Source organism: Pseudomonas sp. MYb541 (genome assembly GCF_037479595.1).
Classification (GTDB): domain Bacteria; phylum Pseudomonadota; class Gammaproteobacteria; order Pseudomonadales; family Pseudomonadaceae; genus Aquipseudomonas; species Aquipseudomonas canadensis.
This window is the reverse complement of record NZ_JBBGYS010000017.1, coordinates 29,481-52,606: the sequence shown is the minus strand read 5'-3', so window position 1 is coordinate 52,606 and position 23,126 is coordinate 29,481. Positions and strand designations below refer to the sequence as shown.

Here is a 23,126-nt window from a genome sequence, read left to right as displayed (position 1 = left end):
GACTGACCCACTGCTATCGGGGGCAAGCCCCCTCCCACATTGGCACTGCATTTCAATCGTCGACCTGCTTCGGTGGCGGCAAGGTGAAACCCGACACCGACCGGCGCAGTTGGCTGGCCATTTTTGCCAGGTTGCCGATGCTTTCGGCGGTGGCCGTCGACCCCGACGAGGTCTGGGTAGTGATCTGTTGGATCACGTTCATGGTCAGCGATATCTGCCCGGCCGATGAGGTCTGTTGCTGCGCTGCGTTGGAGATGCTCTGGATCAGCGCCGCCAGGGTCTTAGACACGCCTTCGATCTCTTCCAGTGCCACCCCGGCGTCCTGGGCCAGCCGCGCGCCGCGCACCACTTCGGTGGTGGTCTGTTCCATGGAAATAACGGCTTCGTTGGTGTCGGCCTGGATCGCCCGCACCAACGTTTCAATCTGCCGGGTCGCCGCCGATGAACGCTCGGCCAGGCGCTGCACTTCATCGGCGACCACCGCAAAACCACGCCCGGCGTCGCCGGCCATGCTTGCCTGGATAGCTGCGTTGAGGGCGAGGATGTTGGTCTGATCGGCAATGTCGTCGATCAGGCTGACGATGTCGCCAATCTCCTGGGAAGATTCGCCAAGGCGCTTGATGCGCTTGGCGGTGTCCTGGATCTGCTCGCGAATGTTGTCCATGCCGTGGATGGTGTTGTGCACCACCTCGTTGCCCTTGTTGGCGATTTCCACCGAGCGCTCTGCCACCGCCGAGGACTCGGCAGCGTTGGCCGAGACCTGGTCGATGGACTGGGCCATCTGGTTGATCGCGGTGGACGCCTCGGCGATCTGCTGGGCCTGGTGCTCCGAGGCCTGGGCCAAGTGCATCGCGGTAGCCTGGGTGTCCTGCACGGCACCGGCGACTTGCCCGGCGGTGAGGTTGATGGTGGCGACCAGGTCGCGCAGTTGGTCAACGGAATAGTTGATGGAATCGGCGATGGTGCCGGTGAAGTCTTCGGTCACCGAGGCGGTCACGGTGAGGTCGCCGTCTGCCAGGTCTTCGATTTCGTCCAGCAAGCGCATGATCGCGTTCTGGTTGCGTTCGTTCTTCTCGGCGGTTTCGTGCAATTGGCGGTTGGTTTCGCGCACCATCACCAGCCCGATCAAGATGATCGAGGTCAGTGCGAGCAGGCCCAGGACATAGCCGCCGATGGTGTCAAAACTGCGCCCGCTGGCGAGGTTTTCGAACCCGGTGGCCAGGTGCGAGGCTTCATCGAGCAGGGTTTGCGACAGGTTGAAGATATTGCTCGCCGAGGCCCGCACCTGGAACAACTGTGGCGAGGTCTCGAGGATTTCATCCACGGAGCCGGAAACGAATTCGAACAGTTCGGCAATTTCCGCCAAACGCGCGCGGGCGTCGCGGTCTTCGACCTGGGTGATGCGCAAACCGGGGTTGCCCTGCAGCATGCCATTGAGCACCTGGCCGAAGCGGTTGGCGTCGCGGCCAAAGGCATCGGCGGCCTGCACGGCGGTTTCGTCGCCGGCCAGCACGGTGTTCACCGCGCCAAGGATACGTTCGGCCAGCAGTGACTGACGCTGGGCCAGGGCCACCTGGCTCGCCGGGGCGCCACGTTGCAGGAGGATATCGACGACCTTTTCCGATTCCATCTGCAGTTGCGGCACGGTTTCGGCCAGGGTCGCGGCCACCTGGTGCAACGACAGCACGGTCTGCTCGCTGGCGAGAATCGCGTCGGTGTTTTTCAGCAGCGCTTCCCAGTCGGTCTGCACTGCGCGCATTTCGGCACGCACCGCGCTTGGCGCGGCGGGCAGGCCGGTTTCCGGGTCACCTTTTTTCAGGAAGCCCCAGCGCTGGGCGAAGTCGTTGCGCGCATCGCCCAGCAACTTGAACGCCGCAGCCTTGCCGGCGGCGGCTTCGGTGGCGTTCTTGGCGATGCGCTGGGACAGCACGCGCAGCTCACCGGCGTGGCCGATGTACTGTTTGTCGTAGGTGGACTGGGTATTGAGGTACGCGAAGTTGGCGAACAGCAACATGATGAACACGATCAGTGCGATGAACAGCACGATGATCTGCGAGCGGCTGCGTGAGCCGGCCTGGGGTTTGAGTGCGGTAGCGGTGGTCATGCGGCAACATCCATGAAGCCAGGGGCCTGGGCCAGAGCAAAGGGGCTGAACACCTGCCACGACGGATCGCCGTCGAACCGGCCCTGGATAAACGATACGTCAGGCGTAGCGTTCGCCCGCCAGGCGTCTTGTGCGAAATGCTGCATCCCCACTACCTCGTCGACCAGCAGCCCGACAAACAAGTCGCTGAACTCCACCACCAGCACTCGCCGTTGCTTGCGCGCCTTGGACAACTCAAGGCCGAGGAACCCACCCAAGTCCATCACCGGCAACAGGCGCCCACGCAGGTTGGCCACGCCCTTGACCCAGGCCTTGACCCCGGGCATCAGCGTGCAACGCGGCTCATGCAGGACTTCGGCGACTTCGCCCATGGGCGCCACATACCAGTGCTGGCCCAGGCGAAAGCCGATCCCGCTCCAGCGTTGCAGGCGGGTTTCCTGGGACGGCAGGTCAGCGGCCAGCAGGCGGCAGCGGCGGTCGATGTCCAACAGCAGCTCGAAGGCGGTTTGCGACTCGGTCATGATGGCAAACCGTCAGCCGGCCAGCACCTTGTTCAGGGTGGCAATCAGGGTTTCTTCATCCACCGGCTTGGTCAGGTAATCCTTGGCGCCCTGGCGCGCGCCCCAGATCTTGTCGGTTTCCTGGTCCTTGGTGGTGATGATGATGATCGGGATGCCGTTGGTTTCCGGCTCTTTGGACAGCTGGCGGGTGGCCTGGAAGCCATTGAGGCCCGGCATCACGATATCCATCAGCACGGCGTCGGGCAGTTCCTGGCGGGCCAGGGCCACGCCGTCCGCGCCGTTTTCGGCCTTGAGGACCTGGTGGCCATGCTTTTCCAGCATGCCGGTCAATTTGTACATTTCGGTCGGCGAATCGTCGACGATCAGAACACGTGCCATGGTTTTCCCCACTACATAGGTGGACGCCAGCCCTTGTGAGGCGGTGTCAGTGTGCTTGTTCTACTGCGGCGAACCCCGGCACGTAGGCCTTGATCGCGCCCAGCAGTTCTTCCTTGCTGAAAGGCTTGGTCAAAAACTGATCGACACCGACGATGCGCCCCTTGGCCTTGTCGAACAGGCCGTCCTTGGACGACAGCATGATCACCGGGATCGACTTGAACGCCGGGTTGTTCTTCACCAGCGCGCAGGTCTGATAGCCATCCAGGCGCGGCATCATGATGTCGACAAAAATAATATGCGGGTGATGATCAACAATCCGGGCCAGGGCATCGAAACCGTCGATGGCCGTGATGACATCGCACCCCACGTTCTTCAACAAGGTTTCAGCGGTGCGGCGGATCGTCTTCGAATCATCGATCACCATCACTCTCAAGGCGTTGGAATGCTGTTCCATATCTGCTCTGCCATCGCCACAGCGAATCGGTTTTCGGTGTGTACTGCCTGATGTTGCACAGGATGAGCGCCGCAAGCCTTGGAATTCAAGGGCTGCTGCGCCGTGGGAGTCTTTTTAGCACAGTCTGGAGAGAATTCATCTCTGGATGATCAGACGATTTTCTGAGCAACAGCGGAAAAAACACGAACTTTCCCTCATGAATTAACAACCCTTCCTACAGATAGCTCAGGAACTACCCAGTAGCGTTCTTCCACCACAAAGAACGAACAAGGATGCCGCATGAGCGGTTATGTCCCCAAGCCGGCACGCCCCAACGCAAACAGGAAAAACCTCAATAGCGGTGCAGAGCCAATCGACCTGCATGCCTTGCACTGGGCGCAATATCCAGACCTTCCCCAGCACACGCAAACCCGCCCCACGCCCGTGGGCTGTGTTTTCGCCAAGAGTTGCAACCTGCCCGACAGCATCATCAACCACAGCCACCCGACTGGCTTTGTGCCCGTTGAAACGCTGGCCGATTACGGCATGTGGGCCGTGCTGGGCACCGGGGCGGCCATTTCGGCCCAAGGGACACCGCTGCAATGGGTTGCCGGCTCGACTACCGGGCGTACTGTCGCCAGTCGCCTAGCCGGCTCGCTGGCGCTGACACTGCTGGAGAGTGCTGGCGTCCTTGCGGCAAGCGCCACGGTGGGTACGGTCGCACTGCTGATGCCGAACACCCTCGCACCCGACAGTGCCTTCTATACCCAAGATCAATACACAACGCTGGATGTCGGCCGCACACGGGTTCGCGTCAACGTAAAAACCTTGCCGGATGGCTCGGTTAACGCTTACGGCTTCTATACAGGGGGTAAAACGGACTGGGAAAGTGTTCCGGTTATCCAGGCTGAAAAGAATGGCGAGCAGTACGTTGCCGATATTGGCAACGGCATTGGTCTGACGTGGACACCGGCGGCAGACACGGAGGATGTGCTGGGAATTCCGGCGCTGGAAGGTGCCCCTCCGTTACGCACGGTTTGGGTGTATCCGCCGACACCGCAGACGCAAGCGGCGCTGCACAACCCGGAACATCCGCCGGAGTTTCAAGATGCGATTATCTGGTTTCCGGCGGATGCGGGGATTGCGCCGATTTATGTGGTGCTTAGTACGCAGTTGGAGAAGAACAAGATTCAGGGCAAAGACTTTGAGGACGAATCCTATGATGTGTATAGCGCCGAACGGAACCGACACGGTCGAGAGGCGACAGTTAAGACTGAGAAAGGAATACGGGTACGGCTCAATATGCTGGGTGAGGACGCTGACGGTACGATTTCATGCATCGAATGTAAATCTTCTGATACAGCACCGCTTACCCCTAACCAAAAACTCGCATTTCCGGAAATAGAAGAAAGTGGAGCTACCGTGGTTGGCAAAGGAAAACCCGGTTTTCCTGGCGGTACTGTAATACCACCCACAAAAATAAAAATAGTTCGGCCAAATCCCTAGGAAAAATAGCTATGTCCATTACAAATGCAAAGGTAATTGATTTCTGGGCGATACCTCACTGGGAGCCAGAAAACGTAGTACTCGCTATAACCGACCACCTTGAGTGGGGCGATGCCGTCGAGCAAGGAAAGCACTTGCAAATGCTCCAAGAGAAAATAAATGTATACATAGCCTTTATTGAAAGTGGAGAGATTTATACCGAAATTCCTGGCGCGCTGGGCAAACACCCAATTATTCGGATTTTAGGTTTGTATGAGCTTCCAGAACAAGGCAAGCGCTTCATTAATCAGGCCGCCGAGGTATTGAATGAAGCGGGTATCGGATGCGAGTTCGTGCTGAAAGCAACTGACGAAAACTCCAACAGACAACGGTAAACACAGCGCTGCGAGTGGCAATAGTTAACCTCGCTTATTCGGATACCTCTCGCACCCAAAACAAAACTAACGGGCGTCAAACGGTGATAAGAATGAATACGCAGCCTTGCGCACTTGAAAACTCAGCCCGACTCTACCGCTCCCAGATAGTGGTTTTTCCTTGACCCACAACAGCCGCAGCGCCACTCTGACGCCACTTTTATGCGCCCTTATTTGCTAGAGGAAATCCCCCATGAGCGTTCGCGTCGGCATTGTCATGGACCCTATCGCCAGCATTTCCTATAAAAAGGACAGCTCGCTGGCCATGCTCCTGGCCGCCCAGGCCCGCGGCTGGACCCTGTTCTATATGGAACAGCGCGACCTTTACCAGGGCGACGGCGAAGCCCGCGCGCGCATGCGCCCGCTGCAGGTGTTTGCCAACCCTGAGAAGTGGTTCGAGCTGCAAGACGAAATCGACAGCCCGTTGAGCGATCTGGACGTGATCCTGATGCGCAAGGACCCGCCGTTCGACATGGAATTCGTCTACTCCACCTACCTGCTGGAGCAGGCCGAGCGCGCTGGCGTGCTGATCGTCAACAAGCCGCAGAGCCTGCGCGACTGCAATGAAAAGCTCTTCGCCACGCTGTTCCCGCAGTGCACGCCGCCGACCGTGGTCAGCCGCCGCGCCGACGTGCTGCGTGAATTCGCTGCCAAGCACGGCGATGTGATCCTCAAGCCGCTGGACGGCATGGGCGGCACCTCGATCTTCCGCCACCGCGCCGGTGACCCGAACCTGTCGGTGATCCTGGAGACCCTGACCGCCCTGGGCACCCAGCAGATCATGGGCCAGGCCTACCTGCCGGCAATCAAGGACGGCGACAAGCGCATCCTGATGATCGACGGCGAGCCAGTGGATTACTGCCTGGCGCGCATCCCGGCAGCGGGCGAGACCCGTGGGAACCTGGCGGCCGGTGGTCGGGGTGAAGCACGCCCGCTGTCGGACAAGGACCGTTGGATTGCCGCCCAGGTCGGCCCGACCCTGCGTGAAAAGGGCCTGCTGTTTGTCGGCCTGGACGTGATCGGCGAGAACCTGACTGAAATCAACGTCACCAGCCCGACCTGCATTCGTGAGATCGACAACGCATTTGGCACGAACATCGGCGAAATGTTGATGGCCGCCATTGAGCGCAAGCTACAAGCCAAGTGACATAGAACAGCCGGACACGCACCAACATTGCGCTATCATGCCCCACCTGTGAAACGCGCGATGTTGGTTTTTTTGTCATGACACTCCCGTCCGAACTGCCCCCCGAACTCTCCCACAGCGGCGTGCGCCCGGCTGATCGGCTCGGATTTACCCTGTTCCTCGCTGCACTGATTCACCTGGCCCTTATCCTCGGCGTGGGTTTCACCATGGTCGAGCCCAAGCAGATCAGCAAAACCCTGGAAATCACCCTGGCCACGTTCAAGAGCGAAAAGAAGCCCGAGAAGGCTGACTTCCTCGCCCAGGACAATCAGCAAGGCAGCGGCACCCTCGATAAGAAAGCCGTGCCCAAGACCACCGAAGTGGCGCCGTTCCAGGACAACAAGGTGAATAAAGTCACCCCGCCGCCGGTGCCCAAGCCCGAGGTCAAGCAGGCCGCGCCCAAGGCTGCGGTGACCACCGTCGCGCCCAAGCCGCAAAAAGCCCCGACCCAGCGCGAAAAGACCAAGACCGAACCCACGCCCGAGCCCGTAAAGCCTGCGCCGACCTTCGACAGCTCGACCCTGTCCGACGAAATCTCCAGCCTCGAAGCCGAACTGGCCAACGAACAACAGCTGTACGCCAAGCGCCCGCGCATCTACCGGCTGAACGCCGCCTCGACCATGCGCGACAAAGGTGCCTGGTATAAGGACGAATGGCGCAAGAAGGTCGAGCGTATCGGCAACCTCAACTACCCGGAAGAAGCCAGGCGCCAGCAGATTTACGGCAATTTGCGTCTATTGGTTTCAATCAACCGCGACGGCACGTTATATGAAGTGCAGGTGCTGGAGTCGTCCGGCCAGCCGCTGCTGGACCAGGCCGCCCAGCGCATCGTACGCCTGGCCGCGCCTTTCGCGCCGTTCAGCGGTGATTTGAACGACGTCGACCGCCTGGAAATCATCCGCACCTGGAAGTTCGCCAAGGGCGATCGGTTGTCGAGCAATTGATGACAATTGCCACCTGTGGCACATCACCAGCTTGTCAGTTCGCCCCTCCACCGCCACACTATCGAACATGAAAAACGTCAGCCCGACCTACCTCAAGCATCAATTCCTGATCGCCATGCCCCATATGGCCGACCCGAACTTTGCGCAGACCTTGACCTACATCGTCGAGCACACGGCCAATGGTGCGATGGGGCTGGTGGTCAACCGCCCGCAAGAGCTGAACCTGGCGGATATCCTTGAGCAACTGCGCCCGGAAGTCGATCCGCCCACGCGTTGCCAGGGCGTGCCGATCTACATCGGCGGGCCGGTGCAGACCGATCGCGGTTTTGTGCTGCACCCGACCGGGCCAAAGTTCCAGGCCACGGTCGACCTGGACGGTGTGTCACTGTCCACCTCCCAGGACGTGTTGTTCGCCATCGCCGACGGTGTGGGCCCCGAGCAAAGTGTGATCACCCTCGGTTACGCGGGCTGGGAAGCCGGCCAGTTGGAGGCTGAACTCGCCAGCAACGCCTGGCTGACGTGCCCCTTCGATGCCGACATCCTGTTCAACACGCCCAGCGAACTGCGCCTGGAAGCGGCTGCCGCCAAGCTGCGGGTCAACCTCAGCTTGTTGACCAGCCAGGCGGGGCACGCCTGATGGCTTTGCGACTGATCCTGGGTTTTGACTACGGCACCAAACAGATCGGCGTCGCCGTCGGCCAGGTCATCACCGGCCAGGCCCGCGAGTTGTGCACGTTGAAAGCCCAGAACGGCGTGCCGGACTGGAACCAGGTCGAAGCCCTCATTAAAGAGTGGAAGCCCGATGCGGTCGTGGTCGGCCTGCCGTTGAACATGGACGGCACCCCCAGCGACATGTGCCTGCGCGCCGAAAAATTCGCCCGCCGCCTCAATGGCCGCTACAACCTGCCCTTCTATACCCACGATGAACGCCTCACCACCTTTGAAGCCAAGGGTGAGCGCCGTGACCGTGGCGGGCAAAAGGGCAGCTACCGCGACAACCCCGTGGACGCCATCGCCGCCGCCCTGTTGTTGCAGGGATGGTTGGATGAAAACACTGCTTTATTTGAATCCTGACTGACGCGGCTTGCCGCGTCTTTTTACGTTTGAGCCCGGACCTTGCCTGCGCCAAGGTCCTGAAGGAGCCTGCATGAGCCTGCCGAACCCCGCCGAACTGATCAGCCAGATGGCCACAAGCCTCACGGCCCATCTGCAACACCGCAACATCAGCGAGCCGCGCTTCATCGGCATTCGCACCGGTGGTGTGTGGGTGGCCCAGGCCTTGCTGGAAGCACTGGGCAGCGACTCGCCCCTCGGCACCCTCGACGTGTCCTTCTACCGTGACGACTTCAGCCAGAACGGCCTGCATCCACAAGTGCGCCCGTCGGCCCTGCCGTTCGAGATCGAAGGCCAACACCTGGTGCTGATCGACGATGTGCTGATGAGCGGCCGCACCATCCGCGCCGCCATGAACGAACTGTTCGACTACGGCCGCCCGGCCAGCGTGACCCTGGTGTGCCTGCTCGACCTGGATGCCGGCGAACTGCCGATTAGCCCGGATGTGGTCGGCGCCACACTGTCGCTGCAAGCCCACCAACGGGTAAAATTGTCCGGTCCCACGCCGCTCGAACTCGAACTGCAAGACCTCGCCCTTTAAACCGCCTTGTAAAGAGTCCCCGCGATGACGCCTCTCGATGCCAAGCGCCCGCTGCAGCTCAATGCTCAGGGCCAGTTGCAACACTTCTTGTCCCTCGACGGTTTGCCCCGCGAACTGCTCACCGAAATCCTCGACACCGCCGACTCGTTCCTTGAAGTCGGTGGCCGCGCGGTGAAGAAGGTCCCGCTGCTGCGCGGCAAGACCATCTGCAATGTGTTCTTCGAGAACTCCACGCGCACCCGCACCACCTTTGAACTGGCGGCCCAGCGGCTGTCGGCCGACGTGATCACGCTGAACGTGTCCACCTCGTCAGCGAGCAAGGGCGAAACCCTGCTCGACACCCTGCGCAACCTGGAGGCCATGGCCGCCGACATGTTCGTGGTGCGCCACGGCGACTCCGGCGCCGCGCACTTCATCGCCGAACACGTGTGCCCGCAGGTGGCGATCATCAACGGCGGCGACGGCCGTCACGCCCACCCGACCCAGGGCATGCTCGACATGCTCACCATCCGTCGGCACAAGGGCAGCTTTGAAAACCTCTCAGTGGCCATTGTCGGCGACATCCTGCACTCGCGGGTTGCACGCTCGAACATGCTGGCTCTCAAAGCCCTGGGTTGCCCGGATATCCGCGTGATCGCTCCGAAAACCCTGCTGCCGATCGGCATCGAGCAGTACGGCGTAAAGGTCTATACCGACATGGCCGCAGGCCTCAAGGATGTGGACGTGGTGATCATGCTGCGCCTGCAACGCGAGCGCATGGCCGGTGGCCTGCTGCCGAGCGAAGGCGAGTTCTACCGCCTGTTCGGCCTGACCACCGCACGCCTGGCCGGCGCCAAGCCGGATGCCATCGTGATGCATCCAGGCCCGATCAACCGTGGGGTGGAGATTGAGTCGGCGGTGGCCGACGGCCCTCAGTCGGTGATCCTGAACCAGGTCACCTACGGCATCGCCGTCCGCATGGCCGTGCTGTCCATGGCCATGAGCGGGCAAACCGCGCAACGTCAATTCGAGCAGGAGAACGCCCAGTGAAGCTCAGCATTCTTGGCGCTCGCGTTATCGATCCGGCCAGTGGCCTGGATCAAGTTACTGATCTGCACTTGGAAGCCGGCAAGCTCATCGCCATCGGCGCCGCCCCTGCGGGTTTCAGCGCGACTGAAACCATCGACGCCAAAGGCTTGGTGGCCGCGCCTGGGCTGGTCGACCTGAACGTCGCCCTGCGCGAGCCGGGTTACAGCCGCAAGGGCAACATCATCAGCGAAACCCGCGCCGCCGCTGCCGGTGGCGTGACCAGCCTGTGCTGCCCGCCCCACACCAAGCCGATCCTCGACACCTCGGCCGTGACCGAGCTGATCCTCGACCGCGCCCGCGAAGCCGGCAATTGCAAAGTATTCCCTATCGGCGCCCTGAGCAAAGGCCTGGAAGGCGAACAACTCGCCGAACTGATCGCCCTGCGCGACGCCGGTTGCGTGGCGTTCGGCAATGGCCTGGAAAGCTTCCGCAGCACCCGCACGCTGCTGCGCGCTCTGGAATACGCGGCCACCTTCGACCTGACAGTGATCTTCCATTCCCAGGACCGCGACCTGGCCGAAGGCGGCCTGGCCCATGAAGGCGCCGTGGCCAGCTTCCTCGGTTTGCCGGGCATTCCGGAAACCGCCGAGACCGTGGCCCTGGCCCGTGACCTGCTGCTGGTGGAACAAAGCGGCGTGCGCGCGCACTTCAGCCAGTTGACCAGCGCTCGCGGCGTGGCCTTGATTGCCCAGGCCCAGGCCCGTGGTTTGCCGGTGACGGCGGATGTGGCGCTGTATCAGCTGATTCTCACGGATGAAGCGTTGATCGACTTCTCCAGCCTGTACCACGTGCAGCCGCCGTTGCGCACCCTGGCCGACCGTGACGGTTTGCGCGCGGCGGTGAAGTCGGGTGTGGTTTCGGCGATTTCCAGCCATCACCAGCCCCATGAGCGGGATGCCAAGCTGGCACCGTTTGGCGCGACAGAGCCGGGTATCAGCAGTGTTGAACTGTTGCTGCCACTGGCGATGACGTTGGTGGAGGATGGGCTGCTGGACTTGCCGACCTTGCTGGCACGCCTGAGCGCCGGCCCGGCTGAGGCATTGCGCCTGCCGGCGGGTAAGTTGGCAGTGGGTTCGGCGGCGGATCTGGTGCTGTTTGATCCGGCCAGCTCCACGGTTGCCGGGGAGCAGTGGCTGTCGAAAGGCGAAAACTGCCCGTTCATTGGGCATAGCCTGCCGGCGACGGTGCGTTACACCCTGGTTGACGGCCGTATCAGTTACCAGGCCTGATAAAACACGCCTGATGTGGACAAGGCCCATGTGGGAGCTGGCTTGCCTGCGATAGCATCACCTCGGTTTAGCTGAAAGACCGAGGTGTCTGCATCGCAGGCAAGCCAGCTCCCACACAAGCCAGCATCCATATTGGATTGTGTGCAGGCTTACCGTCCGGCGTTGCGCTCGGCATTGCGGATCGAAATCTGCGTATTCAATGTCCAGAAGTCATACAGCACCCCCACCAGGAACAAACCGCCGGTCAGCAGGTAGATCAGGCCGGTGATCCATTTGCCCTGGTACATGCGGTGCACGCCAAATACCCCCAGAAACGCCAACAGTATCCAGGCCACGTTGTATTCGATGGGCCCGGCGGTAAAACGCAGGTCCGCTTCACGGTCCATGGCCGGAATCAGGAAAAAGTCGATCAACCAGCCAATACCCAACAGACCGAGGGTGAAAAACCAGATCGTGCCGGTCACTGGTTTGCCGTAATAGAAGCGATGCGCCCCGGTAAAACCGAAAATCCACAGCAGGTAACCGATCACCTTACTGTGGGTGTCTTGCTGTGGACCAATCTGCTGATAGGTGTTCATCGCGTACCTCTTTTGCCTCGATAGATAAATTTTTTCATTTTCTTTGTGACTTTTTTACAGGCGCCCGACGTACGGCAAATGGTATCTTCCCTGCCCTGAAAGCCTTATGCCACCTGACTTGTGTAGGACAATTGCGGCGAATCGTCGCGTTTTTCCTGATTTTGACGTCAAGGTTCAGTCGACAAACGGCCTGAGAACGACACAAAAAGCTGTTATAAAGTTGCGCGCAAACCCATAAGAGCCACGCCTAATGCGACCATTTTTCAAGACATGGCTAACCATTTGCCTATTAATGCCATTGGCCGCCCACGCCACCAATCGTGAGCAACGACTTCCTAACGTTAACGGTTTCACCCCTAAAGTCCACAGTACGCCAAGCACCGCCAAGTCGGTCAAGCTGACCGTCAACCGCCCGACTCAACTGAGCAAGGCCCATAGCGGTAAAGCCGTTCCAGGTCTGGTTGGCGTTAATACCAAGCAGAGCAGCACCGTCCTCAGCCGCGCCGTCAACGTGCTCGGTACTCCTTATCGTTGGGGCGGCAGCAGCCCAAGTAAAGGGTTCGACTGCAGTGGTTTGGTGAAATATGCGTTTAACGACGTAGCCGCCGTGGATTTACCGCGCACCTCCAACGCCATGGCCGCCGGCCACGGGCAGAAGGTCGATCGCAAGGACCTGAAACCCGGTGACCTGCTGTTCTTCAAACTAAAGAGCCGCCAGGTGAACCACGTTGCCATCTACCTGGGCAATGACCGCTTCATCCACGCACCGCGCCGTGGCAAGTCAGTGAGCATCGATACGCTGAAGAAGCCGTTCTGGGACAAGAACTACGTGATTGCCAAGCGGGTGTTGCCGAAAGAGCAGAACAACCTGCGAGTCGTGCAACGCTGATTCCAGGCTGGAATGCGGTAAACAATGTGGGAGGGGGCTTGCCCCCGATTGCAGTGGGTCAGCTACAAATAAGCTAACTGATCCACTGCTATCGGGGGCAAGCCCCCTCCCACATTTGGATCTTCATATTTCCCCAGGCACTCTCGCCTTCTCCCGCGCATCCTCCCGGCTGATCACCCCCTCCCCGACCAACGCCTTCAAGCTCATATCCAACGTCTTCATCCCCAACGCCCCACCGGTCTGTATCGCTGAAACCATCTGCGCCACCTTGTCCTCCCGGATCAAGTTCCGAATGGCCGGCGTGCCCAGCATGATTTCATGGGCCGCCACGCGTCCGCCGCCGATCTTCTTTACCAGCACTTGGGACACCACCGCCTGCAACGACTCCGACAACATCGAGCGGACCATGGCCTTTTCCCCAGCCGGGAACACGTCCACCAGCCGGTCTACGGTCTTTGCCGCTGAACTGGTGTGCAGGGTGCCAAACACCAGGTGCCCGGTCTCAGCCGCCGTCAGCGCCAGGCGAATAGTTTCCAGGTCACGCAGTTCGCCCACCAGGATCACGTCCGGGTCTTCCCGCAGCGCCGAGCGCAGGGCGGTGGAAAAACAATGGGTGTCGCGATGCACCTGGCGCTGATTGATCAACGCCATTTTCGGCGTGTGGATAAATTCGATGGGGTCTTCAAGGGTGAGAATGTGATGGCGCCGATGCTGATTGAGGAAATCGATCATCGCCGCCAGAGTCGTAGACTTGCCCGAGCCGGTCGGGCCGGTAACCAGAACCAGGCCCTGTGGCAGTTGGGCTATACGCCGGAACACTTCGCCAAGGCCAAGACCTTCCAGACTCTGGACCTCAGACGGAATGGTGCGAAACACCGCACTCATGCCGCGATCCTGCCGGAACACATTGGCCCGGAACCGCGCCACGCCGGGCAGTTCGAAGGCAAAGTCTGTTTCAAGAGATGTTTCGAAATCCTTTTGTTGGTGCTGATTGAGCAAAGGGCTCAGTAAGTCCGCTACTTGCGTAGGTGAAAGCACCGGCCCATCCAGCGGCCAGACCTCGCCATCCACGCGCAACATCGGCGCCAGGCCGGCAGACAAATGCAGGTCGGACGCACCACGGCGCACGCTGGCCGTGAGTAATTCAGTGATATCCATAGGGCTTTCCATTTCCAGTAGAATGCCGCGGACTCCATATCCACGGGCGCATCTTGAATGTCGACGATAGCAGACAACATCGGCCAGGTTAGCCAGCGCATCCGCGCCGCAGCCGACACCGTGCAACGTGACGCAAGCAGCATCCACCTGCTGGCCGTGAGCAAGACCAAACCCGCGCAAGCCGTGCGCGAAGCCTATGCCGCCGGGATGCGCGACTTTGGCGAGAACTATCTGCAAGAAGCCCTGGGCAAACAGGCCGAATTAACCGACCTGCCCTTGAGTTGGCACTTCATCGGCCCCATTCAATCGAACAAGACGCGCGCTATCGCCGAGAACTTCGCTTGGGTGCATTCCGTGGACCGCTTGAAAATCGCTCAACGCTTGTCCGAACAACGCCCGGCCGACCTGCCACCGCTGAACATCTGCATCCAGGTCAATGTCAGTGGCGAAGCCAGCAAGTCCGGCTGTACACCCGCCGACCTGCCGGCCCTGGCCGACGCCATCAGCGCCCTGCCACGCTTGAAGCTGCGTGGCCTGATGGCGATTCCGGAGCCGACTGAAGATCGGACCGCGCAAGACGCAGCGTTCGCCGCAGTACGCGACCTGCAAAACAGCCTGAACCTGCCGCTGGACACACTTTCCATGGGCATGAGCCACGACCTTGAGTCGGCCATCGCCCAAGGCGCCACCTGGGTGCGGATTGGTACCGCCCTGTTTGGCGCCCGCGACTACGGCCAGCCATGAACATGGCTGACTTCCCTCTGAGTAAGGACCTGTCATGAGCAACACGCGTATTGCCTTTATCGGCGCCGGTAACATGGCGGCCAGCCTGATCGGTGGCCTGCGGGCCAAGGGCCTGGACGCCGCGCAGATTCGCGCCAGCGACCCGGGCGCCGACACCCGTGCCCGCGTCAGCGCCGAGCACGGCATTGAAACCTTTGCCGACAACGCCGAGGCCATCCAGGGCGTCGATGTCATCGTGTTGGCCGTTAAGCCGCAGGCCATGAAAGCCGTGTGCGAAAGCCTGCGTCCGAGCCTGCAACCGCATCAACTGGTGGTGTCCATCGCTGCCGGTATCACCTGCGCCAGCATGAACACCTGGCTCGGTGCCCAGCCAATAGTGCGCTGCATGCCCAATACCCCGGCACTGGTCAGCCAAGGCGTGAGTGGGCTGTACGCCACCGCCGAAGTGAGCGCCGAACAACGTGACCAGGCGCAAGAGCTGCTGTCTGCCGTGGGCCTCGCCCTGTGGCTGGAGCAGGAGCAGCAACTGGACGCGGTCACCGCCGTGTCCGGCAGCGGCCCGGCGTACTTCTTTCTGCTGATCGAGGCCATGACCGCCGCCGGCGTGAAACTGGGCCTGTCCAAGGAGGTTGCCGAGCAACTGGCCGAGCAGACTGCCTTGGGCGCCGCGCATATGGCAGTGGCCAGCGATGTGGACGCCGCCGAGTTGCGCCATCGCGTGACCTCGCCAGGCGGTACCACACAGGCGGCCATCGAGTCGTTCCAGGCCGGGGGCTTTGAAGCCCTGGTAGAAAAAGCATTGGGTGCCGCTGCGCACCGCTCGGCGGAACTCGCCGAACAACTGGGCAAATAAGGAGCCAACATGATTGGTTTGAACACCGCAGCCGTCTACGTGCTGCAAACCCTCGGCAGCCTGTACCTGCTGATCGTGCTATTGCGCTTCGTGCTGCAACTGGTGCGCGCGAACTTCTACAACCCGCTCTGCCAGTTCATCGTCAAGGCCACCCAGCCACTGCTCAAGCCGTTGCGCCGGATCATCCCAAGCCTGTTCGGCCTGGACATGTCGTCGCTGGTCCTGGCGATCCTGGTACAGCTGGCCTTGATGGCGCTGACCTTGTTGCTGACCTATGGCACCACCGGCAACTTCGTCCAACTGCTGGTCTGGTCCATCATCGGCGTGACCGCGCTGTTCCTGAAGATCTTCTTCTTCGCCCTGATCATCAGCGTGATCCTGTCCTGGGTCGCCCCGGGCAGCCACAACCCTGGCGCCGAGCTGGTGAACCAGATCTGCGAACCGGCCCTGGCGCCGTTCCGCCGCCTGCTGCCGAACCTGGGCGGCCTGGATATTTCGCCGATCCTGGCGTTCATGGTGCTCAAGTTGCTGGATATGCTGGTGATCAACAACCTGGCAGCCATGACCGGGATGCCAGATATCCTGCGCCTGCTGATCTAACGCCCCTTGTAGGAGCCGGCTTGCCGGCTCCTACAGGGTCAGGGTTCGCTTGCCGCTAGGTGCAGCGGTCTTTAGACTTACGCCTCATTTAAACGAGAGCAGGGTCGATGCCAGCTGCCTTCCCCCCCGATTCTGTTGGACTGGTCGTGCCCCAAGTGGCGCACTTCAGCGAACCGCTGGCCCTGGCCTGCGGGCGTTCGCTGCCTGCCTATGACCTGATCTATGAAACCTACGGCCAACTGAACGCCACAGCGAGCAACGCCGTGCTGATCTGCCACGCCTTGTCCGGCCATCATCACGCCGCCGGCTTTCACTCGGTCGACGACCGCAAGCCCGGCTGGTGGGACAGTTGCATCGGCCCCGGCAAGCCCATCGACACCAACAAGTTCTTCGTGGTCAGCCTGAACAACCTCGGCGGCTGCAACGGTTCCACCGGCCCTAGCAGTATCAACCCGGAAACCGGCAAGCCGTTCGGCGCCGATTTCCCGGTACTGACCGTGGAAGACTGGGTGCACAGCCAGGCCCGCCTCGCCGACTTGCTCGGCATCCACCAGTGGGCCGCCGTGATCGGTGGCAGCCTGGGCGGCATGCAGGCGCTGCAATGGACCATCACATACCCGGACCGCGTGCGCCATTGCCTGGCCATCGCCTCGGCCCCCAAGCTGTCAGCGCAGAACATCGCCTTCAACGAAGTAGCGCGCCAGGCGATCCTCACCGACCCGGAGTTCCACGGCGGTTCGTTCCAGGAAGCCGGGGTAATCCCCAAGCGTGGCCTGATGCTGGCGCGGATGGTGGGGCATATTACCTACCTGTCCGATGACTCCATGGGCGAAAAATTCGGCCGGGGCCTCAAGAGCGAGAAGCTCAACTACGACTTCCACAGCGTCGAGTTCCAGGTGGAAAGCTACCTGCGTTATCAGGGTGAGGAGTTCTCCGGGCGTTTCGACGCCAATACCTACCTGCTGATGACCAAGGCCCTGGACTATTTCGACCCGGCCGCCAATCACGACGACGACCTGGCGAAAACCTTCGAAGGCGCCACGGCCAAGTTCTGCGTAATGTCGTTCACCACCGACTGGCGCTTCTCGCCAGCCCGCTCCCGTGAGCTGGTGGATGCGCTGATGGCCGCGCGCAAAGACGTTTGCTACCTGGAAATCGATGCGCCGCAAGGCCACGACGCCTTCCTGATTCCGATCCCGCGTTACTTGCAGGCGTTCGGCAATTACATGAACCGGATTACTGTGTGAGAACGCCATGAGAGCCGACCTGGAAATCATCCAAGAATGGATCCCCGCCGGCAGCCGCGTGCTCGACTTGGGCTGCGGCGATGGCGAACTGCTGAGCTGGCTGCGCGACAACAAGCAAGTCACCGGCTACGGCCTGGAAAACGACCCGGACAACATCGCCCAGTGCGTGGCCAAGGGCATCAACGTGATCGAACAGGACCTGGACAAGGGCCTGGGCAACTTTGCCAGCAACAGCTTCGACATCGTGGTGATGACCCAGGCGCTGCAGGCGGTGCACTACCCGGACCGCATCCTCGACGAAATGCTGCGCGTCGGCCGCCAGTGCATCATCACCTTCCCCAACTTCGGCCACTGGCGCTGCCGCTGGTACCTGGCCACCAAGGGCCGCATGCCGGTGTCGGACTTCCTGCCCTACACCTGGTACAACACGCCGAACATCCACTTCTGCACCTTCGAAGACTTCGAAGCCTTGTGTGGCGAGCGTGAAGCCAAGGTGATCAACCGCCTTGCCGTCGATCAACAGCACCGCCACGGCTGGGCGAGTAAACTATGGCCCAACCTGTTGGGCGAAATTGGTATTTACCGGGTCAGCAGTCCTGGCCTGACCGACCACAAGATTGCCGTCTAATCATCTTCAAGAGGGACGCTCATGAGTCGTTTGGCTATTTTTCTATTGACCGCCTGCCTGGGCGCCAGCGCCGTGGCCGCAGACGCAATAGACGCTAACCGCAAGAAAGACTTCGGTGACATCACCGTGCACTACAACACTTTCACCTCCAGCTTCCTGCAACCGGAAACTGCCCAGGCAGTCGGCGTGGTACGCAGCAAGGAGAAGGGCCTGATCAACGTGACCGTGATCAAGGGCGTAACCCCGGTGGCCGCGCAAGTCACCGGCACCATCAAGGACCTGGGCGGCAAGAGTGAGGTCCTGACCTTCAAGCAAATCAACGAGAAAGGCGGCGTCAATTATCTCGCGCCCTACTCCGTGACCCAGCGGGAATACAAGACGTTTACCATCAATGTTGAAACCGGCGGCAAAGCCCATAGCTTCCAGTTCAGCCAAGAACTCTTTCCGGGTACCAAATGAACCTGACCCGACTCGTACTCGCCAGCCATAACGCCGGCAAACTCAAAGAACTGCAGGCGATGCTCGGTGACTCCGTGCAGCTGCGCTCGATTGGCGAATTCAGCCAGGTGGAGCCGGAAGAGACCGGCCTGTCGTTCGTCGAGAACGCCATCCTCAAGGCGCGTAATGCCGCACGTATCTCCGGCCTGCCGGCGCTGGCGGATGACTCTGGGCTGGCGGTGGATTTCCTCGGCGGCGCCCCTGGCATCTACTCGGCGCGTTATGCCGACGGCAAGGGCGACGCGGCCAACAACGCCAAGCTGCTGGACGCGCTCAAGGACGTGCCGGACGCCGAGCGCAGCGCGCAGTTCGTCTGCGTGCTGGCCCTGGTGCGCCACGCCGATGACCCGCTGCCGATCCTGTGTGAAGGCCTGTGGCACGGGCGCATCCTGCATGCGGCCAGTGGCGAACATGGCTTTGGCTATGACCCGCTGTTCTGGGTGCCGGAGCGCAATGTCTCCAGCGCCGAACTGAGCCCGGCCGACAAGAACCAGATCAGCCACCGTGCTCGCGCAATGGATTTGCTGCGCCAACGCCTGAGCCTGAAATGACCCAGAACACCTCTGCGCAGCCGCTGATCCACGGCGGCGCGCAAACACCTCGGGCGGCCCTGCCGGTACTGCCACCCCTGGCGCTGTATATCCACATCCCGTGGTGTGTGCGCAAATGCCCTTACTGCGACTTCAACTCCCACACCGCCAGCAAGGTGCTGCCGGAAGAGGAGTATGTGGACGCACTGCTGGCCGACCTCGATCAGGACCTGCACGCTGTGTACGGTCGCGAGCTGAGTTCGATCTTCTTTGGCGGGGGTACGCCGAGCCTTTTCAGCGCCGCCGCATTGGGCCGCCTGCTCAAGGGTGTGGAAGCGCGCATCCCGTTTGCCAGCGATATCGAAATCACCCTGGAAGCCAACCCAGGGACCTTCGAACAAGAGAAGTTCGTCGCCTATCGCAAGCTGGGGATCAACCGCCTGTCCATCGGCATCCAGAGCTTCCAGCAGGAAAAGCTTGAGGCCCTCGGCCGTATCCACAATGGCGACGAAGCCGTGCGCGCTGCTGGCATGGCGCGCCAGGCCGGGTTCGATAACTTCAACCTGGACTTGATGCACGGTTTGCCCGATCAGTCCCTGGACGATGCCCTGAGCGACTTACGCCAGGCCATCGCGCTGAAGCCGACGCATCTATCCTGGTATCAACTTACGCTAGAGCCAAACACAGTATTCTGGAACCAGCCACCCGCGCTGCCGGAAGACGACACGCTGTGGGATATCCAGGAAGCCGGCCAGGCGCTGCTCGCTGAACACGGTTACGCGCAGTATGAAGTGTCGGCCTACGCCCAACCCGGCCGCCCGGCGCGGCATAACCTGAATTACTGGAGCTTCGGCGACTTTATCGGCATTGGCGCCGGAGCCCACGGCAAGCTTAGCCACCCCGACGGGCGCATCGTACGCACCTGGAAGACCCGAGCACCGAAGGACTATCTCAACCCGGCCAAAAGCTTTCAGGCCGGCGCGAAAGAACTGACCAACGAAGAACTGCCGTTCGAGTTTCTGATGAACGCGTTGCGCCTCACCGATGGCGTCGAGGCCAAGCTCTACGCCGAGCGTACCGGCCTGGAACTGGCGAGCCTGGATGAAGGCCGCCGCGACGCAGAACAAAGTGGCTTAATGCAGGTCGAACCGTCACGCCTGGCGGCGACCGACCGTGGGCAACTCTTTCTCAATGACCTGTTGCAGAAGTTTTTGAGCTGACCGCTCTTAAGGAAATCGAATGGATTTGGTACTCGACCTGCTCGCCACCGTATCCCGCTGGAGCCGAAGCAACCTGTCAGAAATCTCCCTGGCCCTCGTCGGCTGCCTGCTGGTGCTGTTTGGCGCTGATATCAAAGGCTGGGTGGAAGCGCGCTTGGGCAGCATCGCCGGCGCGTTGCGCGTACCGTTGATGGCGTTGGTGTGCATGATCGGCAGCGGCGCCGCATTGATCTACGCCACGCCGTGGATTGTGCGGGGGTTGAGCCAGTTCAATAACTACAGCCTGGCGCCGGTGTTGGTTGTAGTGCTGGTGTTGATTGGCGTAGTAGCAGACCGCCGCTGACTCCCACGCCAACGCAGATACACATGTGGGAGCGGGCTTGCTCGCGAATGCGGAGTGTCAGTCACTGGAGATATTGACTGATCGACCCCATTCGCGAGCAAGCCCGCTCCCACATTTTTGACCGCATTCCAAACCAACGGTTTGTCAGTCAACCTTCTCGAACTTCAAATCCCAAACCCCATGCCCCAACCGCTCGCCACGGCGTTCGAACTTGGTGATCGGACGCTCAGCCGGGCGTGGCACGCATTTGCCGTCTTCGGCGATGTTGCGGTAGCCAGGGGCGACGTTCATCACTTCCAGCATGTATTCCGCATACGGCTCCCAGTCGGTGGCCATATGCAGGATGCCGCCAACCTTAAGCTTGCTGCGTACCAGTTCCGCAAAGGAGGCCTGGACGATACGGCGCTTGTGGTGACGGGATTTGTGCCAAGGATCGGGGAAGAACAACATCAGGCGGTCAAGGCTATTGTCGGCGATGCAGCGGTTGAGCACTTCAATCGCATCACAATCGTAGACCCGCAGGTTGGTCAGCCCCTGGGTGAGTACGCCGTTGAGCAGCGCGCCGACACCTGGGCGGTGCACTTCCACACCGATGAAGTCCTGGTCCGGGGCGGCGGCGGCCATTTCCAGCAGGGAGTGGCCCATGCCGAAGCCGATTTCCAGGGAGCGCGGGGCCGAACGGCCGAACACCTGGTCGTAGTCCACCGGCGCGTCGGCCAGGGGCAACACGAACAGCGGCGTACCTTGCTCCAGGCCCTTTTGCTGGCCTTCGGTCATGCGACCGGCGCGCATCACAAAACTCTTGATGCGGCGGTGCTTGGACTCGTCGCCTTCTTCTACAGTGTTCGGCGTTTCGTTTGATTCAGTCATCAATGGCTCTTACTTGATCAGACCATCCAGCGGCGAGGAGGCGCTGGCGTAGAGTTTTTTCGGCATGCGACCGGCGAGGTAGGCCAGGCGGCCCGCGACGATGGCATGGTTCATGGCTTCGGCCATCATGATCGGCTGCTGGGCGTGGGCGATGGCGGAGTTCATCAGCACCGCGTCGCAGCCCAGCTCCATGGCGATGGTTGCGTCTGAGGCTGTGCCTACACCCGCATCCACCAGCACCGGGATCTTGGCTTCTTCCAGGATGATCTGCAGGTTGTACGGATTGCAGATACCCAGGCCGGAACCGATCAGGCCGGCCAACGGCATGACGGCGATACAGCCGATTTCCGCCAGTTGGCGCGCGATGATCGGGTCATCGCTGGTGTAGACCATCACGTCGAAACCTTCCTTGACCAGGGTTTCGGCGGCCTTGAGGGTTTCAATCACGTTGGGAAACAGGGTTTTCTGGTCGGCCAGCACTTCCAGCTTCACCAGGTTGTGGCCGTCGAGCAGCTCACGGGCCAGGCGACAGGTGCGCACGGCCTCGATGGCGTCGTAGCAACCAGCGGTGTTCGGCAGGAAGGTGTAGCGATCCGGCGACAGCACTTCGAGCAGGTTCGGCTCGCCTTCGATCTGGCCGAGGTTGGTGCGGCGCACGGCGAAGGTGACGATCTCGGCGCCCGAGGCTTCGATGGCCAGGCGGGTTTCTTCCATGTCGCGGTACTTGCCGGTGCCGACCAGCAGACGGGACTGGTAGGTACGACCGGCCAGGACGAAGGGCTTGTCGCTACGAACGATGCTCATGGGAAATCCTCGAAATGGGGTGAGGTTCTGCAGAATTCAGGAAGCTGCGCGACTAACCGCCGCCGATAGCGTGGACCACTTCGACCTGGTCACCCTCGGTGAGCGTGGTTTCGGCGTGCTGGCTACGCGGGACGATATCCAGATTGAGTTCCACTGCAACACGACGTCCGGTCAATTCCAGACGGGTCAGCAGGGCCGCAACGGTTTCACCGTCGGGTAGTTCAAAGGATTCGCCGTTCAACTGAATGCGCATGCCACGGGCCGCCATCGTTTTTAGGGGCCCGCATTCTAGCCCGATTGACGTTGCCGGCCCAAGCCCCTTGGTCAGGCGGCCTGCAAGCGCCACGCCGCCAGACCGAGGAAAAACCAACCTAAAAGGAACGCTAGCCCGCCAAACGGCGTAATGATGCCTAGCTTGCTGATCCCGGTCAGGGTCAGCACATACAGGCTGCCGGAGAACAGCAGGATGCCGACGGTAAACGAGAGGCCCGCCCAGCTGACCAACCGGCCAGGAATATGCGCCGCCAGCAACGCCACGCCGAACAGCGCCAGGGTATGGACCAGTTGGTAGGTCACGCCGGTATGGAAGATCGCCAGGTACTCGGCGCTCAAGCGGTTTTTAAGGCCATGGGCGGCGAACGCACCGAGGGCCACGCCGGTAAAGCCGAAAAAGGCAGCCAACATCAGAAAGCCACGCAACATGAGGAACTCCAGTCAGACTCAAAGGG

29 protein-coding genes are annotated in these 23,126 nt (G+C 61.0%); 19 read left to right on the top strand and 10 right to left on the bottom strand.

Annotated elements, in window-relative coordinates; translation table 11 throughout:
• Window positions 1-52 precede the first annotated feature (52 nt).
• The 4 genes from WH299_RS12550 to pilG are packed head-to-tail and all read right to left on the bottom strand — an operon-like array spanning window position 53 to window position 3,457.
• Window positions 53-2,104 carry a methyl-accepting chemotaxis protein gene (locus tag WH299_RS12550; protein ID WP_339550408.1) on the bottom strand — a complete coding sequence of 684 codons (2,052 nt, stop codon included), beginning with the start codon at window positions 2,102-2,104 and terminating at the stop codon, window positions 53-55.
• Complete coding sequence (locus WH299_RS12545; protein WP_339550407.1) at window positions 2,101-2,625, bottom strand: chemotaxis protein CheW; 525 nt, start codon at window positions 2,623-2,625, stop codon at window positions 2,101-2,103. The genes WH299_RS12550 and WH299_RS12545 overlap by 4 nt, the downstream gene beginning before the upstream one ends.
• A 12-nt stretch (window positions 2,626-2,637) precedes the next feature.
• A complete protein-coding gene (gene pilH / locus WH299_RS12540; protein ID WP_016976047.1) occupies window positions 2,638-3,003 on the bottom strand; it encodes a twitching motility response regulator PilH in 366 nt (121 codons plus the stop codon).
• Between the two features lie 46 nt (window positions 3,004-3,049).
• Window positions 3,050-3,457, bottom strand: coding sequence for a twitching motility response regulator PilG (gene pilG, locus WH299_RS12535; RefSeq protein WP_010564379.1), 408 nt, complete (start codon window positions 3,455-3,457; stop codon window positions 3,050-3,052).
• A gap of 279 nt (window positions 3,458-3,736) precedes the next feature.
• Here pilG and WH299_RS12530 point away from each other — a divergent pair, with 279 nt between their 5' ends.
• From WH299_RS12530 to WH299_RS12490, 9 genes are all read left to right on the top strand, one after another.
• Window positions 3,737-4,942, top strand: coding sequence for an S-type pyocin domain-containing protein (locus tag WH299_RS12530; RefSeq protein ID WP_339550406.1), 1,206 nt, complete (start codon window positions 3,737-3,739; stop codon window positions 4,940-4,942).
• A gap of 11 nt (window positions 4,943-4,953) precedes the next feature.
• Window positions 4,954-5,316, top strand: a complete 363-nt coding sequence (locus WH299_RS12525; RefSeq protein ID WP_339550405.1) for a DUF6572 domain-containing protein — start codon at window positions 4,954-4,956, stop codon at window positions 5,314-5,316.
• A gap of 232 nt (window positions 5,317-5,548) precedes the next feature.
• Window positions 5,549-6,502 (top strand): glutathione synthase, encoded by a 954-nt coding sequence (gene gshB, locus WH299_RS12520; RefSeq protein WP_028618297.1) that lies wholly within the window; start codon window positions 5,549-5,551, stop codon window positions 6,500-6,502.
• A gap of 77 nt (window positions 6,503-6,579) precedes the next feature.
• Window positions 6,580-7,485, top strand: a complete 906-nt coding sequence (locus WH299_RS12515; protein ID WP_010207219.1) for an energy transducer TonB — start codon at window positions 6,580-6,582, stop codon at window positions 7,483-7,485.
• Between the two features lie 67 nt (window positions 7,486-7,552).
• Window positions 7,553-8,122: a YqgE/AlgH family protein gene (locus WH299_RS12510; protein WP_028618299.1), complete on the top strand. Its 570-nt coding sequence runs from the start codon at window positions 7,553-7,555 to the stop codon at window positions 8,120-8,122.
• Complete coding sequence (ruvX, locus tag WH299_RS12505) at window positions 8,122-8,559, top strand: Holliday junction resolvase RuvX (RefSeq protein WP_003195067.1); 438 nt, start codon at window positions 8,122-8,124, stop codon at window positions 8,557-8,559. The genes WH299_RS12510 and ruvX overlap by 1 nt, the downstream gene beginning before the upstream one ends.
• 73 nt (window positions 8,560-8,632) lie before the next feature.
• Window positions 8,633-9,139 (top strand): bifunctional pyr operon transcriptional regulator/uracil phosphoribosyltransferase PyrR, encoded by a 507-nt coding sequence (pyrR, locus tag WH299_RS12500; RefSeq protein WP_016976043.1) that lies wholly within the window; start codon window positions 8,633-8,635, stop codon window positions 9,137-9,139.
• Between the two features lie 24 nt (window positions 9,140-9,163).
• Entirely contained in the window at window positions 9,164-10,168 is a 1,005-nt protein-coding gene (locus WH299_RS12495; protein WP_016976042.1) for an aspartate carbamoyltransferase catalytic subunit, read from the top strand.
• Complete coding sequence (locus tag WH299_RS12490; RefSeq protein WP_122729638.1) at window positions 10,165-11,436, top strand: dihydroorotase; 1,272 nt, start codon at window positions 10,165-10,167, stop codon at window positions 11,434-11,436. Before WH299_RS12495 ends, WH299_RS12490 begins: the two co-directional genes overlap by 4 nt.
• Before the next feature lie 149 nt (window positions 11,437-11,585).
• Here WH299_RS12490 and WH299_RS12485 read toward each other — a convergent pair whose 3' ends face one another.
• The gene (locus tag WH299_RS12485) at window positions 11,586-11,996 is read right to left on the bottom strand and encodes an NINE protein (protein WP_164393875.1); all 411 of its coding nucleotides are present in this window, start codon (window positions 11,994-11,996) and stop codon (window positions 11,586-11,588) included.
• A 268-nt stretch (window positions 11,997-12,264) separates the two neighbouring features.
• Here WH299_RS12485 and WH299_RS12480 point away from each other — a divergent pair, with 268 nt between their 5' ends.
• On the top strand, window positions 12,265-12,903 hold the full coding sequence (locus WH299_RS12480) for a C40 family peptidase (RefSeq protein WP_122729642.1): 639 nt from the start codon (window positions 12,265-12,267) through the stop codon (window positions 12,901-12,903).
• 123 nt (window positions 12,904-13,026) lie between these two features.
• Here WH299_RS12480 and WH299_RS12475 read toward each other — a convergent pair whose 3' ends face one another.
• Window positions 13,027-14,061, bottom strand: a complete 1,035-nt coding sequence (locus tag WH299_RS12475) for a type IV pilus twitching motility protein PilT (protein WP_123474941.1) — start codon at window positions 14,059-14,061, stop codon at window positions 13,027-13,029.
• Window positions 14,062-14,118: 57 nt separating this feature from the next.
• Here WH299_RS12475 and WH299_RS12470 point away from each other — a divergent pair, with 57 nt between their 5' ends.
• The 9 genes from WH299_RS12470 to WH299_RS12430 all read left to right on the top strand — a co-directional run bounded on the left by WH299_RS12470 (window position 14,119) and on the right by WH299_RS12430 (window position 20,724).
• Window positions 14,119-14,805 (top strand): YggS family pyridoxal phosphate-dependent enzyme, encoded by a 687-nt coding sequence (locus WH299_RS12470; protein WP_339550403.1) that lies wholly within the window; start codon window positions 14,119-14,121, stop codon window positions 14,803-14,805.
• Window positions 14,806-14,839: 34 nt separating this feature from the next.
• Entirely contained in the window at window positions 14,840-15,658 is an 819-nt protein-coding gene (gene proC / locus WH299_RS12465) for a pyrroline-5-carboxylate reductase (RefSeq protein WP_339550401.1), read from the top strand.
• A 9-nt stretch (window positions 15,659-15,667) separates the two neighbouring features.
• Window positions 15,668-16,258, top strand: a complete 591-nt coding sequence (locus WH299_RS12460) for a YggT family protein (RefSeq protein WP_122729647.1) — start codon at window positions 15,668-15,670, stop codon at window positions 16,256-16,258.
• A 107-nt stretch (window positions 16,259-16,365) separates the two neighbouring features.
• Window positions 16,366-17,505, top strand: a complete 1,140-nt coding sequence (gene metX / locus WH299_RS12455; RefSeq protein WP_123474938.1) for a homoserine O-succinyltransferase MetX — start codon at window positions 16,366-16,368, stop codon at window positions 17,503-17,505.
• Window positions 17,506-17,512: 7 nt separating this feature from the next.
• On the top strand, window positions 17,513-18,133 hold the full coding sequence (gene metW, locus WH299_RS12450) for a methionine biosynthesis protein MetW (protein WP_010207236.1): 621 nt from the start codon (window positions 17,513-17,515) through the stop codon (window positions 18,131-18,133).
• 21 nt (window positions 18,134-18,154) lie between these two features.
• The gene (locus WH299_RS12445; protein WP_122729654.1) at window positions 18,155-18,592 is read left to right on the top strand and encodes a DUF4426 domain-containing protein; all 438 of its coding nucleotides are present in this window, start codon (window positions 18,155-18,157) and stop codon (window positions 18,590-18,592) included.
• Window positions 18,589-19,182 carry an RdgB/HAM1 family non-canonical purine NTP pyrophosphatase gene (rdgB, locus tag WH299_RS12440; protein WP_323622874.1) on the top strand — a complete coding sequence of 198 codons (594 nt, stop codon included), beginning with the start codon at window positions 18,589-18,591 and terminating at the stop codon, window positions 19,180-19,182. Before WH299_RS12445 ends, rdgB begins: the two co-directional genes overlap by 4 nt.
• Window positions 19,179-20,381: a radical SAM family heme chaperone HemW gene (hemW, locus tag WH299_RS12435; protein WP_339550399.1), complete on the top strand. Its 1,203-nt coding sequence runs from the start codon at window positions 19,179-19,181 to the stop codon at window positions 20,379-20,381. The genes rdgB and hemW overlap by 4 nt, the downstream gene beginning before the upstream one ends.
• A gap of 19 nt (window positions 20,382-20,400) precedes the next feature.
• Window positions 20,401-20,724, top strand: a complete 324-nt coding sequence (locus tag WH299_RS12430; protein ID WP_016972961.1) for a DUF3392 domain-containing protein — start codon at window positions 20,401-20,403, stop codon at window positions 20,722-20,724.
• Window positions 20,725-20,868: 144 nt separating this feature from the next.
• On the opposite strand, the gene trmB is transcribed toward WH299_RS12430, so the two are convergent.
• The 4 genes from trmB to WH299_RS12410 all read right to left on the bottom strand — a co-directional run bounded on the left by trmB (window position 20,869) and on the right by WH299_RS12410 (window position 23,100).
• On the bottom strand, window positions 20,869-21,594 hold the full coding sequence (trmB, locus tag WH299_RS12425; protein ID WP_122729660.1) for a tRNA (guanosine(46)-N7)-methyltransferase TrmB: 726 nt from the start codon (window positions 21,592-21,594) through the stop codon (window positions 20,869-20,871).
• Between the two features lie 9 nt (window positions 21,595-21,603).
• A complete protein-coding gene (locus tag WH299_RS12420; protein WP_015886353.1) occupies window positions 21,604-22,398 on the bottom strand; it encodes a thiazole synthase in 795 nt (264 codons plus the stop codon).
• Window positions 22,399-22,450: 52 nt separating this feature from the next.
• The gene (gene thiS / locus WH299_RS12415) at window positions 22,451-22,651 is read right to left on the bottom strand and encodes a sulfur carrier protein ThiS (protein ID WP_185035849.1); all 201 of its coding nucleotides are present in this window, start codon (window positions 22,649-22,651) and stop codon (window positions 22,451-22,453) included.
• A 71-nt stretch (window positions 22,652-22,722) separates the two neighbouring features.
• Window positions 22,723-23,100, bottom strand: coding sequence for a DUF423 domain-containing protein (locus tag WH299_RS12410; protein ID WP_339550391.1), 378 nt, complete (start codon window positions 23,098-23,100; stop codon window positions 22,723-22,725).
• Window positions 23,101-23,126: the final 26 nt, after the last annotated feature.